The organism is Corynebacterium sp. CMW7794, from assembly GCF_001563605.1.
Lineage (GTDB): Bacteria > Actinomycetota > Actinomycetes > Mycobacteriales > Mycobacteriaceae > Corynebacterium > Corynebacterium phoceense.
The window spans coordinates 1-13,750 of record NZ_KQ961743.1; the positions used below are offsets into that span (position 1 = coordinate 1).

The 13,750-nt window shown below is 61.7% G+C and carries 10 protein-coding genes and 4 tRNA genes; 4 read left to right on the top strand and 10 right to left on the bottom strand.

Translation table 11 applies throughout. The annotated features are described in order from the left end of the window. Window positions 1–209: 209 nt before the first annotated feature. On the bottom strand, window positions 210–1,478 hold the full coding sequence (gene murA / locus HMPREF3227_RS07910; RefSeq protein WP_066511943.1) for a UDP-N-acetylglucosamine 1-carboxyvinyltransferase: 1,269 nt from the start codon (window positions 1,476–1,478) through the stop codon (window positions 210–212). A 10-nt stretch (window positions 1,479–1,488) separates the two neighbouring features. Then, window positions 1,489–2,328, bottom strand: coding sequence for an acetate metabolism transcriptional regulator RamA (ramA, locus tag HMPREF3227_RS07915; protein WP_066490341.1), 840 nt, complete (start codon window positions 2,326–2,328; stop codon window positions 1,489–1,491). A 257-nt stretch (window positions 2,329–2,585) separates the two neighbouring features. Here ramA and cysK point away from each other — a divergent pair, with 257 nt between their 5' ends. Next, on the top strand, window positions 2,586–3,524 hold the full coding sequence (gene cysK / locus HMPREF3227_RS07920) for a cysteine synthase A (RefSeq protein ID WP_066490339.1): 939 nt from the start codon (window positions 2,586–2,588) through the stop codon (window positions 3,522–3,524). A gap of 70 nt (window positions 3,525–3,594) precedes the next feature. Further along, on the top strand, window positions 3,595–4,158 hold the full coding sequence (epsC, locus tag HMPREF3227_RS07925; RefSeq protein ID WP_066490337.1) for a serine O-acetyltransferase EpsC: 564 nt from the start codon (window positions 3,595–3,597) through the stop codon (window positions 4,156–4,158). A 77-nt stretch (window positions 4,159–4,235) separates the two neighbouring features. Here epsC and HMPREF3227_RS07930 read toward each other — a convergent pair whose 3' ends face one another. The 6 genes from HMPREF3227_RS07930 to HMPREF3227_RS07960 form a co-directional block, all read right to left on the bottom strand. Continuing rightward, entirely contained in the window at window positions 4,236–4,517 is a 282-nt protein-coding gene (locus HMPREF3227_RS07930; RefSeq protein ID WP_066490330.1) for a GNAT family N-acetyltransferase, read from the bottom strand. A gap of 193 nt (window positions 4,518–4,710) precedes the next feature. Next, window positions 4,711–4,783, bottom strand: a tRNA-Phe gene (locus HMPREF3227_RS07935). Between the two features lie 19 nt (window positions 4,784–4,802). Continuing rightward, window positions 4,803–4,876, bottom strand: a tRNA-Asp gene (locus tag HMPREF3227_RS07940). A gap of 128 nt (window positions 4,877–5,004) precedes the next feature. After that, on the bottom strand, window positions 5,005–7,023 hold the full coding sequence (locus HMPREF3227_RS07945; protein ID WP_197429509.1) for a vWA domain-containing protein: 2,019 nt from the start codon (window positions 7,021–7,023) through the stop codon (window positions 5,005–5,007). 201 nt (window positions 7,024–7,224) lie between these two features. Beyond that, a tRNA-Asp gene (locus HMPREF3227_RS07955) sits at window positions 7,225–7,298 on the bottom strand. 35 nt (window positions 7,299–7,333) lie between these two features. Further along, a tRNA-Glu gene (locus tag HMPREF3227_RS07960) sits at window positions 7,334–7,406 on the bottom strand. 104 nt (window positions 7,407–7,510) lie between these two features. Between HMPREF3227_RS07960 and HMPREF3227_RS07965 the strand changes: the two genes are divergently transcribed. Continuing rightward, window positions 7,511–7,843, top strand: coding sequence for a metal-sensitive transcriptional regulator (locus tag HMPREF3227_RS07965; protein WP_066490319.1), 333 nt, complete (start codon window positions 7,511–7,513; stop codon window positions 7,841–7,843). A gap of 66 nt (window positions 7,844–7,909) precedes the next feature. On the opposite strand, the gene HMPREF3227_RS07970 is transcribed toward HMPREF3227_RS07965, so the two are convergent. Together HMPREF3227_RS07970 and HMPREF3227_RS13310 are read right to left on the bottom strand one after the other, a co-directional pair. Continuing rightward, complete coding sequence (locus tag HMPREF3227_RS07970) at window positions 7,910–11,602, bottom strand: phosphoribosylformylglycinamidine synthase (RefSeq protein WP_066511957.1); 3,693 nt, start codon at window positions 11,600–11,602, stop codon at window positions 7,910–7,912. Window positions 11,603–11,796: 194 nt separating this feature from the next. After that, window positions 11,797–12,195: a hypothetical protein gene (locus tag HMPREF3227_RS13310; RefSeq protein ID WP_156452984.1), complete on the bottom strand. Its 399-nt coding sequence runs from the start codon at window positions 12,193–12,195 to the stop codon at window positions 11,797–11,799. Window positions 12,196–12,683: 488 nt separating this feature from the next. Here HMPREF3227_RS13310 and HMPREF3227_RS07975 point away from each other — a divergent pair, with 488 nt between their 5' ends. Next, window positions 12,684–13,169: a hypothetical protein gene (locus tag HMPREF3227_RS07975; RefSeq protein ID WP_066511961.1), complete on the top strand. Its 486-nt coding sequence runs from the start codon at window positions 12,684–12,686 to the stop codon at window positions 13,167–13,169. Window positions 13,170–13,750 lie beyond the last annotated feature (581 nt).

Consider the following 13,750-nt stretch of genomic DNA (forward strand, 5'->3'; position numbering starts at 1 on the left):
AACGAGTTGCTCTCAAGCGACTTGTTCAAACTTAACGAAATGAATTTTATAAGTCAAATCCATGTCGATTCGGTTTGATTGCCGCTAGCTCGTAACCTTTCGGCCATCTCGCTGGCAGCTCGGATAAATATAGGCGAGCCTTTGAAAACGCGCAAATCGCCAGGTAAGTAGCACTTTCGCAGCACCTACCTGGCGATCCCGAATCGTGGTTAATAGAAGGTTTCTTCCTGTGCACGCTCGATAGTGGCACCGAGAGCGGTGAGGTTCTCCACGAAATTCGGGTATCCACGGTCGATATGGAAGACATCGTGGACGGTAGAGACCTCGTCCGCGCACAGGGCGGCGAGCACGAGACCGGCGCCGGCACGAATGTCCGAGGACCACACGTGCGTAGAAGAAAGCTTTTCCTTGCCGCGGATAACAACGTGGTGGCCATCCACCGTCGCCTTCGCACCCAAACGGAGCATCTCGTCCACGAAGCGGAAGCGTGACTCGAAAACGTTCTCCGTGATCATGGTCATCCCCTCTGCCACGGTGGACAGCCCGATGGCCATGGGCTGAAGGTCGGTGGGGAATCCCGGGAACGGCAGCGTTTGGTAGTTGACGGCCTTCGGGCGGCCGTCCATGCGCACCCGGAAACCATTCTCGTAGGTCTCAACATTCGCGCCGGCGAGCTTGAGCTTCTCCAGCGGCAGGTGCAGGTGCTGCGGCGCGATGCCGGTTACCGTAATGTCGCCCCGCGTCATGGCTGCGGCGTAACCCCAGGTACCGGCGACGATACGGTCGCCGATGACCTCATGCTCGGTGGGATGAAGCGAAGGAACGCCCTCAATGGTGATGGTCGACGTGCCCGCGCCTTCGATCTTTGCACCCATGGAAACCAGCATCGAACACAGATCGACAATCTCGGGCTCGCGTGCCGCATTGTCGAGGATCGTGACGCCCGAAGCCAGGACTGCGGCCGTAATGATGTTCTCGGTCGCACCCACCGAGGGGAAATCGATGGAGATCTTTGCGCCGCGGAGGGCTTCGGCCTCGGCGACGACGGCGCCATGTTCAATGCGAGTGACGGCGCCGAGCTTTTCCAAGCCGGACTGGTGCATGTCGAGCGGGCGAGAGCCGATGGCATCGCCGCCGGGGAGAGCGACCTTGGCGTGGCCGCACCGCGCAGTCAATGGCCCCAGGACACAGACGGACGCACGGAACTGGCGGACGGCATCGAAGTCGGCATCGGAACGCAATTCCGCCGGCGTGGTGATTTCCACGCGGTCGCCGTCGATGGTCACGATGCATCCCAGGCCCTCAAGCACCTTTTTCATCAAAGGCACGTCGAGGATTTCCGGGCAGTTGGTCAGGGTTGTGGTGCCCTCTGCAAGCAGCGCGGCTCCCATGAGCTTCAGCACGCTGTTCTTGGCGCCATCAACCTTGACGGTGCCTGCAAGCCGGGCTCCACCGGTTACGTTAAAGATGTCTTTCACACGGGACAGTTTACGGCAAGGCGCCAATACGGCGAGCCGCGTTCACCGCTTCGTAACGCGTGTGTGCGCCCAACTTGCGCATCACGGAGCGCAAATAGGACTTGACGGTCTCGGCACCGATTCCCATTTCTTCGGCGGCCTCGATGTTGGTGTGGCCCAGCGCCACACAAGAAAGCACGTCGAGCTCACGGGCAGACAGCTTCGTAGACTGCTTGACGCGAACCGGAGAGACCATCTGGTCGCAGAGCATCTCGAGCTCGCGGCGCAAATCATCGTCCTCGACACGGTTAGCCAGCATGCGCAGCTTGGAATGCGTGGAACGAATCTGCTCCCACTCAGCACCGTTCATGACGTTGCCGCGTGCCGCAGCACCCTTGGCGCCATCGGCGCGGCGCATAGCGGAGTTGACAGCGAGGTCCTGCTCGAGGGAGCGAGCAGTCATCGTTACTTCTTCGATGACCTTGTCCCCCAGGCGCACCGGCGAGTGCACGCCAACGTAGAGAACGCCACGAATCTCACGCTGCACGATGACGGGGACAGCCACGATGGAGTGGAGACCTTCGTCCTGCATGGCGCGGTCATTCTCGTGGGAGATGGTGTTGGCACGAGCATAATCCGTGACACCCACGGCGCGGCGGGTGGAGACCACGCGACCACCGACGCCGACGCCAGCGTCAATGATGAGGTTCTGGAGAGCCGGAGTACGCAGGCCCACCCACTGTGTAATTTGCAGGCGGTTATCCGCCAGCAGCGTGCCATACATGGTGACGGGAATTCCGGTGGCGTTTTTCAGGGAAGAAAGCGCGGCGCGGACGGCTTCTTCGTCATCTTTGATGCGGGGCGTATCCATGTAACTACTCCAGGCTCGGGGACACCCAATAAGGTGCCCTAGTCCCACTCAGGGAAGCGGGCAAATATCCGATAGGTTTTCGGCTTACGGGGGTAATCGTAAACCACACCCACCCCTCTACCCTAATTCCGCATCGTAAACATTCCACCAAAGAGAATAAATATCTGTCTAGAATTTGCGAACCGAGCGGTCTAGGACGATAGTGTAGGATCGGCGCTAGCAAAGAAAGACCAACAGATTTTAGGAGGCCACACACCATGGCACAGGTATTTGATTCCATTCTCGACACCATCGGCGGCACGCCGCTGGTGCGCCTTAACCGCCTTGTTGAGGGCAAGAAGGCCGAGGTTCTCGTGAAGGTTGAGTCCTTCAACCCGGCTAACTCCGTCAAGGACCGCATCGGTAAGGCCATCGTCGAGGCCGCGGAGAAGTCCGGCGACCTCAAGCCGGGCGGCACCATCGTCGAGGCAACCTCCGGTAACACAGGTATCGCCCTCGCCCTGGCTGGTGCAGCCAAGGGCTACAAGGTCATCCTCACCATGCCGGAGACCATGTCCAACGAGCGCAAGGTTGTCCTGCGCGCATACGGCGCAGAGCTCGTCCTCACCCCGGGCGCCGCTGGCATGCAGGGCGCTGTCGACAAGGCAAACGAGATCGTCGCCCAGAACGAGAACGCTATCCTGGCTCGCCAGTTCGGCAACGAGGCCAACCCGGCTATCCACTACGCCACCACCGGCCCGGAGATCTGGAACGACACCGAGGGCAAGGTTGACGCTTTCGTCGCCGGCGTCGGCACAGGCGGCACCGTCTCCGGTGCCGGCAAGTTCCTCAAGGAGAAGAACGCAGACCTCTACCTCGCTGCTGTCGAGCCGGCTTCCTCCCCGCTGCTCACCGAGGGCAAGGCTGGCCCGCACAAGATCCAGGGCCTGGGTGCCAACTTCATCCCGGAGGTTCTCGACCGCAAGCTACTCGACGAGATCCTCACGGCTACCAACGAGGAGTCCATCGAGACCGCTCGTAAGCTCGCCACCGAGGAGGGCCTGCTCGTCGGCATCTCCACCGGTGCGAACGTCTCCGCCGCTCTGAAGCTGGCTGACCGCCCGGAGTTCGAAGGCAAGACCATCGTCGTCGTCGCTCCTGACTTCGGTGAGCGCTACGTCTCCACCGTCCTGTTCGAGGACATCCGCGAGGCATAAGATTTACCGCTGAATAAACGCGCCCGCCATTTTGGCGGGCGGTTTTTCATACCTATTAGAGTGGGTGCCCATGAGCATTCTTTCCAGAATCCGCGAGGATCTCGCCAACGCCCGAGATCATGACCCCGCCGCGCGCGGCGACATAGAGAATGCCATCGTGTATTCCGGCCTCCACGCCATCTGGAGCCACCGCATCAGCCACTGGATGTGGAAGCGAGGCTGGAGAGGCCCTGCGCGCATTCTCGCGCAAATCAACCGCTTCTTCACCGGCGTGGAGATCCACCCGGGCGCCACGATCGGCCGCCGTTTCTTCATCGACCACGGCATGGGCATCGTCATCGGCGAGACCGCGGAGATCGGCGACGGCGTCATGCTCTACCACGGTGTGACCTTGGGTGGCCAGGTCCTCACACAAACCAAGCGCCACCCCACCATCGGCGATAACGTCACCATTGGCGCCGGCGCGAAGGTCCTCGGCCCCATCACGGTAGGCTCCGGCTCGGCCGTAGGCGCCAATGCCGTCGTCACCAAAGACGTGCCGCCAGACCACATCGCTACGGGCATCCCGGCGAAGAACCGCCCACGCAATCCCAACGAGCGCATCAAGCTCGTCGACCCGGACTACTACATCTAAAGCTTGCCGATGCCCCCTCGTAGGGCCACGCCAAGAGCCCCATGCAGTGCATGGGGCTCTCGTTCGTTTCTCAGGCTCTAAGAGGCCACGAGGTCCTGGTACTCCGGATTCTTGCTGATGAAGCGCTCCACGGCCGAGCAGGTGGGGATAATGGAGCGTCCTGCCGCGCGGGTGTCATCGAGCGCGAACTTGATGAGCGGCTTGGACAGGCCCTTGCCCTGGAATTCGTCATGGACGACTGTGTGGTCGAACTCGCGAACCTGAGCGGAGTCCTTGTAGTCGGCGAAGCCAGCTTCTTCACCATCGACGGTGATGACGTAGCGGGACTGGTCGGTCTGCTGTGCAACGTTGATATCCATGTCGCCATTATGCCGAAACCCTGCCTCCCCGTCGAGACCTCGGTCCTCCCCCATCCCAGCCGCGCGGCGGCAGTTCAGGACAACGAAGACCCTAGATCCTGTGAGTTGTAGCCGCTTCTTTGTCCTGAAATCCGGGCTTAAGGCAGCACAACAAAAAATCCTCGCTCCGGAAACCGGAACGAGGAGTATTTTGTGGCCAGAGCCAGGATCGAACTGGCGACCCCACACTTTTCAGGCGTGTGCTCTACCGACTGAGCTATCTGGCCAGAAGTCAGATGACTTCGGCGACCCTGACGGGACTTGAACCCGCGACCTCCGCCGTGACAGGGCGGCGCGCTAACCAACTGCGCCACAGGGCCATATTCTATTGTTGTTGTGCTCTCTGGCACGAGTAGTTACTCTACACAACAACCCTAAAATCACACAAATCACCATGTCACCGCCCCTTTCTAGGACGGTGACATGGTGAAGAACTTAGACGTACATACTATTTGCGACGAGCGAGCAGGAATCCGCCCGCAGCGCCCACCGCGATAAGGAGAACGACTCCAGCACCGATGAGCATGCCCTTGAGGTTACTGCCACCAGCAGAGTCCTCACCGGCCTGTGCGACATCAGCGGACTGCTGCTCTGCATTGTCCCCTTCCTTGGGCGCATCCTCGGTCGTGGTCGTCTCAGCGGCCTTTTCGAGGTCTTCTGAGGCCGACGCAAGGTTGATGGGGGTATCGGAAGGCTCGGCACCTGGCTCAAAGTTGGGCGTGAACTCGGGACCGTCCATCGGCTCACCGTCGAGCTCCACCTTGAACGAGTAGCCCTGGTCTATGCCCGCCGTACGATCGTGCTTGTTACCATTCACGCTCTTTGCGAAGACGAGATAGTACGTTCCGGGGAGCGTCAGGGGTCCATCGATGTACTCGGTACGGTTAGCCCATTGCACGGCGGAATCGCCGGCGCTGCGATTCACTTCTTCTTCGCTTCCCACGTAGATATCTTCTCCGGCAAGCACGCTGCCACGCGTGGGGTTATAAAAATCCCACTGCAAGCCGTAGCTCTGGTGCTCCGCGACCGTCTTGCGCCCCTGCACAGTCACGACCGGACGCTTGCCGTAGGGCACATCAAACTTATAGAAGCGATATTCGCCGTCAACGATGGCGTCGTTATAGGTCTCCCCCGGCGTCACGGCTGCCGCGGAGTCGAAGGTAGCGCCGCCGGCCACAGGTGCGCCCTCCTCAATCTGCGTGACCCCAGGGAGCTCACGAGACGCATACGGCTTCTTTTCGTCGCCAGCGAACGCGCCAGCCTTGACGTACTGCACGTTGACCTCAACGTCTAGCTCGACATCCTGGTTGACCTGGTCGGAGCTGAGCGTGTCAGCGAAGTACAGCGTTGTCACGATGTCCCAATCGTCCATCTTGATACAACGATTTTCCTCGTCCTCGGGCTGCTTTTCGTTTTGCACCAGCACGCTGGCGGAATAGGGCGGCGTGTAACGGCCGCCGCTCGTCGTGCGTGGGCTCGGCTGTACCGTGGTCGCGTAGTCCTCACAGTTGGGCGCAGGGTTTTCAGCCTCGACCGTGGAGAAGATGTCCGAAGTTACCTTACCATCCGCGTTCTGCTCTGGGATAGCGAAAACCGTGACATACGCGTTGTAGCCCTCAGGCACGGAAAGCTTGGTGTAGAACGGGCGATCCTCGGCCTCGTTCTTACCCATACGGGGCAGGACCTTCGTGTGGTAGGTGCCCTCCCCGAGATACTTGGCACTGTCTGGATCATCGGCGAACTCGAACGGGGTGCCCCGTGCCTCGTACATGTTGACAGAACGCAGCGTGAGGAACTCCATGTTCTGCGCAAGCTCAGCAGCATTCGCTGCAGCGAGCGACTGGCCACCCGTTGCCTTAGCGACGCAATCCAGCTCAGACTGCGCCTTCTCGTCGACCTGGAATCCAATGGTGTGAACCGTGAGCCCCACGCCGTCAGCAGCAAGCTCCTTGGCCACGTCGCACACCGGTGGCGGCGCGCAGGTGTCGATGCCGTCCGAGACGAGCACGATGGAATTCTCGCCCTCGCCGCCGGCAGCTTTGAGCTGCTCCGCGGCCTTCTTCAGCGAGTTTCCGATGGGAGTGTAGCCCTTGGGCTCCAAAGCATTAAAGCTGTCTTTCAGCCCGGCCTTGTCGATCCGCCCGACCGGCGATAGCACGGAAATATCCTGGCAACCACGCTCTTTATTATCCGGCGCATTCGACTCCTTGGAGCCATACGCGACGGCGCCGACAAGGGCACTGTCCGGAAGCTTATCGACGAGCTGGTTCGTCGCGTCCTTGGCCACCTGCATCTTCGATGGGCCGCCCTCGCTTTCTGGATCCGCCATGGAGAACGAGGCGTCCATAACAAGCGCCACCTTGGACTGTTTATCGCTCGTCGGTCCCGCGTCTGAGCTCGGCGCTGTAGACGACGCTGCCGTGGACGATTCCTCGGACTGCGCGGCCGCGAACGGGACGACCAGCAAACTGAGGAAAATTATTGAAAGAACTGCGCCCCACGTGCGAGGCGAGAAATGCGATGTAGCCATCTAACCTAGCCTTTGCACAGAGAAGAGTGATTTACTACACAAAAGTACCGGAGATGACAAAAGGTCGCACCTGGAACAGAACAGAAAACACTCGGTCCTTACTTGAAACCAAGCAAGGACCGAGTGCGTCACACAATGCGACCCTGACGGGACTTGAACCCGCGACCTCCGCCGTGACAGGGCGGCGCGCTAACCAACTGCGCCACAGGGCCATATTCGATTTTTCTGTACGAAGAAAGAATCTTCGTACCCCCAACGGGATTCGAACCCGTGCCGCCGCCGTGAAAGGGCGGTGTCCTAGGCCGCTAGACGATGGGGGCCCGGTACATGTTCGCTCACAGCAGTGTGCAACATGCGACCTCCTAGAAATATACTGGAGTGATCCCCATGCAACAAAATCGCCCGTAGGAGGAGTTGAAAAACCATGGCTGAACAGGCAGAACCCTGCGGCTGCCACGCCCCCGGCACGCATGGCTACAACCAGTCGGAGATTTCAAAGAAGCAATATTTGGCTCGACTCAAGCGAATTGAGGGCCAAACGCGTGGCATTCACCGGATGATCGACGAGGACCAGTACTGCATCGACATCATTACGCAGATCTCCGCGGTAACCTCCGCACTAGAAAACGTCTCGCTGGCGCTGCTCCAAGACCACATCGCGCACTGTGTCGCTGGCGCCGCTGCCGAGGATGGTCACGTGGCCCAGGAAAAGCTCGAGGAAGCCATGACGGCGATTAAGAAGCTCGTGAAGAACTAGCAGCGCTGGCCCCACGCGATAGGCGCCTTACCGGTTATCGGTAAGGCGCCTTGTTTCGGTTGCGGGTTACTTGGTGAAGAACTCCGCAGCGGACTCGAAGAGCAACATGTCATACTCGCCTGGCACGTTCTTGTACGTAGTGGCGGAGATGCGCTCGGAGTGGCCCATCTTGCCCAGCACGCGGCCGTCGGCGGACATGATGCCCTCGAGGGCGAACAGCGAGCCGTTCGGGTTGACATCGATGTCCATCGCCGGGTTGCCTGCGGCATCGACGTACTGGGTCGCGGCAGCCTCCTTGAGGCGCGCCCACTCGGACTCGCCGGCGGTGATGCGGCCCTCGCCGTGGGAGATCGGCACGGTAAAGACATCGCCGACGTTAACTTTGCTGAGCCACGGCGAGTCGTTGTTGACGACCTTGACACGCGAGATGCGCGACTGGTGACGGCCAATGGTGTTGAACGTCAGCGTCGGGGACTCGGTACCCGGCTCGGAGATGGCGCCGCCCGGAACAAGGCCCAGCTTGATGAGCGCCTGGAAGCCATTGCAGATACCCAGGATGAGGCCGCCGCGCTCATCGAGCAGTGTGTGGACGCCAGCGGTGAGCGCTGGGTTGCGTAGGAAGGACGTCATGAACTTCGCGGAGCCGTCCGGTTCGTCACCGCCGGAGAAACCGCCCGGCAGGTACAGCATCTGCGAGCGGTCCAGGGCGGCTGCCATGCGCTCGACGGACTCGGCAATGTCTTCAGGCGTGCGGTTGCGCACGACGAGGATTTCTGGCTCGATACCGGCGCGCTGCAGCGCCTTCGCGGAGTCGTATTCGGTGTTGGTGCCCGGGAAGACCGGAATGAGTGCGCGCGGGGCGGAGCTGCCCGCGACGCGAGTGGGCGCAGCGGCAGCCGGCGCAGCCGCTGGCACGTCTGCGGGAGCAGAGGAAAGCTCAGTGGAGCCAGACTGCGGCGCCTCGGACGGGTAGATGGGCTCGAGGGTGGCGCGGTAGGCGGCCTCGGCGTCAGCGGATGAGACGGTCTCGGCACGGAAGGTGAAGCCGTCTGCGGTGGTCTCGCCCAGCGCGGTACCAGCGGACGGGGTGGCGTCCTCAGCCCACTCGAGGACGAACGCACCGTAGTTGTAGTCATAGAGCGGGGCGTCGTCTGCGAAAGCGAAGCCCAGGCCCTCGCCCAGCGACATCTTGAGCACGGCCTCGGCCACGCCGCCGAAGCCCGGGGTGTAGGCCGCGGTGACCTGGCCGGAGCGCAGGAGCTCCGTGACGGTCGCGAAGTTGGCGAGGAGGGACTCGGGGGTGGGCAAGCCGACGAGCGCGGTGTCGGCGGCATCGGCAAGCTCCGGGGAGAGCAGCGTGACGGCGTGGCCAGCGCCGGTGAAGTGGTTGGACGCAATGTGGTCAGTGGTCTCGTGGCTCACGGCGACAGAGATGACCGTGGGCGGGACGTGCAGTTCCTCGAAGGTGCCGGACATGGAGTCCTTGCCGCCGATGGCGCCCACACCCAAGCCGAGCTGAGCCTTGATGGTGCCCAGCAGGGCCGCGGCAGGCTTGCCCCATGCGGTGGCGGAGTCCATGCGCTGGAAATACTCCTGCATGGACAGGTAGGTCTCGTCGATGGAAGAACCGGTAGCGATGAGCTTGGCCACGGACTCGACGACGGCAAGGTAGGCGCCGTGGTACGGGCTAGCCTCGGTGACGTACGGGTTGTAGCCCCAGGACATCACGGAGCAGTCCGTGGTCTCCCCCATGACCGGGAAGGTGTGGGCCATGGCCTGAATCGGGGTGGCCTGGCGGGAGCCGCCAAAAGGCATGAGGACGGTGCCGGCGCCGACGGTGGAGTCGAAGCGCTCGGACAGGCCCTGCTTGGAGGCGACGTTGAGGTCGCCCGCCATCGCGAGGAAGGACTCGCGGAAGGAGGAGTCCTTGTGAGCCCACTCGCGGCCAGCTGCGCGCCAGTCGGTGGAGGGCTCGATACGCACGTCCACATGCTTGTCCGCGCCGTTGGTGGCGAGGAATTCGCGGGAGAGGTCGACGATGGTGTCGCCGCGCCAGGTCATGCGCACGCGTCCCGAGTCGGTGACGTTGGCGACGATGGTGGCGGTGAGGTTTTCCTCGTTCGCGAGCTCGATGAGGCGCTGCGCGTCCTTGGCTTCGACGACGACGGCCATGCGTTCCTGGGACTCGGAGAGAGCCAGGTCGGTGCCGTCGAGGCCCTCGTACTTTTTGGGCACGGTGTCCAGGTCGATGTCGATGGAATCGGCGAGCTCGCCCACGGCGACGGAGACGCCGCCAGCGCCAAAGTCGTTACAGCGCTTGATGAGCTTGGAGAACTCCGGGTTGCGGAAGAGGCGCTGGAGCTTGCGCTCCTCGGGCGCGTTGCCCTTCTGGACCTCGGAGCCCGCAGTGGTCAGGGACTCCACGTTGTGCGACTTGGAGGAACCCGTGGCGCCGCCGATGCCATCGCGGCCAGTGGCGCCGCCGACGAGGACGACGACGTCGCCCGCGTCCGGGACCTCACGGCGGACGTTCTCGGCTGGGGCGCCGGCGACGACGGCACCCATCTCGAGGTGCTTGGCGACGTAGCCCGGGTGGTAGACCTCGTCGACGAGGCCGGTGGCCAGGCCGATCTGGTTACCGTAAGAGGAGTTGCCTGCGGCGGCGGTACGCGCGATGGTCTTCTGCGGCAGCTTGCCGGCACGCGTGGTGGTCTCGAGCGGGTTTCCGGAGCCGGAGATGCGCATCGCGCCGTAGACGTAACCGCGGCCGGACAGCGGGTCGCGGATGGCGCCGCCGATGCAGGTCGCCGCGCCACCGAAGGGCTCGATCTCCGTCGGGTGGTTATGAGTCTCGTTCTTGAACAGGAAGAGCCACGGTTCATCCTTGCCGTCGACCGTGATGGTGACGTGGACGGTGCAGGCGTTGATCTCCTCGGAGACGTCGAGCGCGTCGAGCTTGCCCGTGGCGCGCAGGACCTTCGCGGCAATGGTCCCCATGTCCATGAGCGTCACCGGCTTGGTGCGACCAATGGAGTCGCGCGCAGCAAGGTAGTCGTTGTACGCGGCCTCCACGGCCGGGTCGTGGAACTCGATGTTGTCGAGGACCGTCTCGAAGGTGGTGTGACGGCAGTGGTCCGACCAGTAGGTGTCGATGACCTTGAGCTCAGTAATGGTCGGGTCGCGCTTCTCCGACTGGAAATAATCGCGCACGAGCATGGCGTCGTCGACGTCCATGGCCAGGCCGTGGGAGGCGACGACCTCGGGAAGGGCGGCATCGGAAAGCTCGGTAAAGCCGGTAAGCCGTGCAACGTCTGCTGGGCGTGGGGCCTCGACAACGAGAGCCTCGGGAAGCTCGAGGGAGGCCTCGCGGGCCTCGACCGGGTTAATGAGCCCGGCGCGCATGGCCTCCGGAATTTCTCCGTCCACGGCGTAGAGGACGGCCGTACGGACGGTGGGGCGCTCTTTTTCAAAGAGGAACTGGATGCACTGTGCCGCGGAGTCCGCGCGCTGGTCAAACTGGCCGGGCAGCGGCTCGACGGCGAGGATGGCCTTGCCGTCCAGGCCGGCCTCCTCGAGCGTGGCGTACATGTTGTCGACCTGCGGCTCTGCGAGCACGAGGTTGACGGCGGTGGCGAACTCGGCGTCGGTCGTGCCCTCCACGTCGTAGCGATTGAGCATGCGCACCGCCACTCCGTACTCCGCCGAGAGTGCAGCTGCGTGGCCGCCCTCCCGATTTTCCACGTACACACGCTGAACCATCGCGCCTCCCAGATAGCTAGTAATAGTCGAAGTTTTACGGTTCTGCCAGCAAGTATATGGACTTGCGACACCGCGTACTAATCCCCCGCTATCCTAGCGTGCAGGGCACCCCCGCGACTCGATTCTGCGGAGACTGACGGTACACAACGGTGCCACAGGGATACATGGGCTATCCGATGCCTCTTTCTGCAGTCTCAGCCGAGGATGGAATGCCAACCGGTTTTCTCGCGATTGAACACTGCTCCCCCAGAGTTTCCATAAGGACTTGAGGGCTGGGAACAAATAAGCGCCTGGCCGGCCGTACCGACAAAGCAACGTAGCGTATAAGTTTGACCGGTGACGGAACTTGTCACTTGGAAATCGTTGACAGTCGCAAGCACAATATTGCCGCTTGCGCCTGCCCGAGATTCGTATGCCTGCGCAATGGCGGCATCATAAATCGCCATGGCAAACGCGCATGATGCATCATCATTGGCGTCGACCTCAACCCCGTCTGATGTCATTCCGCAATAACCGCCAATTTGCTCGGGATTCGCGGCGATGTTATTGCTGTGCGGTTGTGCCGCAGGCGCTGCAGGTGCGGCGGTGCTCATGGCTTCGGCAGGGGTCTTCTCCGCGGTGCGAGGAGCGGGCTGGTGCGACTCTGCGCTCGGATCAGCCGGCGCTGGAACCGTCATAGTTACTGTGCGCGGACCGGCCTCACCTTCGCCGGAACACCCTGCTAGAGCAAGAGGGGCAAGGAGAATAGCCGCGGCAGTGGCACGAAAGATGGAGGATATGAGACACCTTAGAGACGACGAAACAGACGCCTATCGAGAGGCGAAGACACATAAATCATAAGACACGGCTACGCCTGTGCACGTGGAATTGTCATACCGTTGCAGCGCTTCTCGCCGCTCACCCACCGCAAGCATAAATCCCCCGGCCGCTGTGCAGCCGAGGGATTATCGGTGGGCCCTCCGGGGGTCTACAAACACAAACCAATATGCGCAGGTAAACGGCACTTTTACCCAATCCGCAGAAAATTCTTTCTCTCTATTTTCTCTTAGGGGGAAAGAATCGCGCCCAGAAAGGCTGGCCAATGACCACCGCCACCGACACCCACGAGACCACGCAGCAGAGCGCCATCACGGTACACGTCCCCCGCAACCTTATTGGCGACCTCTACGACGGGCACCGCGCAGGCAAGCACATGCGCCCCGTCTACATCGACACCGCAGACCTGCAGCCCCTAGCAGACGGCATGCCCATTGAAATCTGCCCAGACTGCGTGAAAGCCTACAACGCCGCCGCCCGTGCCGAGTGCGAGCGCCAGGCGCAGGAAGCTGCCCGCCGGGCTGCAGAGGAAGCGGAACGGGAAGCACGAGACGCAGAGGAACACGCCATCATCCAGCGCACCACAGGCTTCAGCGATATTTCACGCCATGCTCTTCAGAATGCGCTCATTACCGCCTATCGAGCTGGCAAGGACACTGGTATCTGGCTAGACGCCATGGAAGCACTTGAAGAGGCCGACATGGCCCGCGCCGGGGTCACGTCATGGGACGAGCGGGACGAGAAAGAGTAACCCGGCCCGCCGAGGTGCCACCAACCACAGCGCTCACGGGCCAGCCACATCAGGCCGTGCCCGTTTAAGCCGTTTTGGGGTACGGACATACACATACGAAAGTTCAACGTCTTAGACGGCGATATTGAACAGGGGAAACGCACCCCCTTAGAGGGCACCTGTCAAAGGCGCGCCGGGGATGTTGTCATTGGCCCCGCCCCCTTGCCTCCATCCGCGCATTTCCATCATCCGGGCCAGATACCCCAAATTCCTACCCCGTTTTAACCCCTCTTGTGTTTACCCTAATATGTCCACTCTCCAGCATCAGATATTGGTCTCTTATGCCGGTATGAATTGCCCCGGCGCGCCGTACTCCCGGTTATGGAGGGGGTCTAGTGGGCGGGCTCCCAAGCAAGTCCCCCGGCGCGCCGTACTCCCGTGCTTTCGTACTATTGCAGGCCAGGGGCTATTTTCGCCGTACTATCGTCCGTACTATGTACTACGTGGGACAGTACGTAGTACACAGCCAGTACGGGCCGGAAACCACCGTTAACCTGCGGATAGTACGTTGGGGTTGCCCGCAAATCGTGGACACGTAGTGG

Excerpts from the sequence above, each read along its gene's own strand:
- cysK (WP_066490339.1), top strand. The coding sequence starts at position 2,586 with ATGGCACAGGTATTTGATTCCATTCTCGACACCATCGGCGGCACGCCG.
- HMPREF3227_RS07970 (WP_066511957.1), bottom strand. The coding sequence starts at position 11,602 with ATGGTTCAGCGTGTGTACGTGGAAAATCGGGAGGGCGGCCACGCAGCT.
- ramA (WP_066490341.1), bottom strand. The coding sequence starts at position 2,328 with ATGGATACGCCCCGCATCAAAGATGACGAAGAAGCCGTCCGCGCCGCG.
- HMPREF3227_RS13310 (WP_156452984.1), bottom strand. The coding sequence starts at position 12,195 with ATGAGCACCGCCGCACCTGCAGCGCCTGCGGCACAACCGCACAGCAAT.
- HMPREF3227_RS07965 (WP_066490319.1), top strand. The coding sequence starts at position 7,511 with ATGGCTGAACAGGCAGAACCCTGCGGCTGCCACGCCCCCGGCACGCAT.
- HMPREF3227_RS07930 (WP_066490330.1), bottom strand. The coding sequence starts at position 4,517 with ATGGATATCAACGTTGCACAGCAGACCGACCAGTCCCGCTACGTCATC.
- epsC (WP_066490337.1), top strand. The coding sequence starts at position 3,595 with ATGAGCATTCTTTCCAGAATCCGCGAGGATCTCGCCAACGCCCGAGAT.
- HMPREF3227_RS07975 (WP_066511961.1), top strand. The coding sequence starts at position 12,684 with ATGACCACCGCCACCGACACCCACGAGACCACGCAGCAGAGCGCCATC.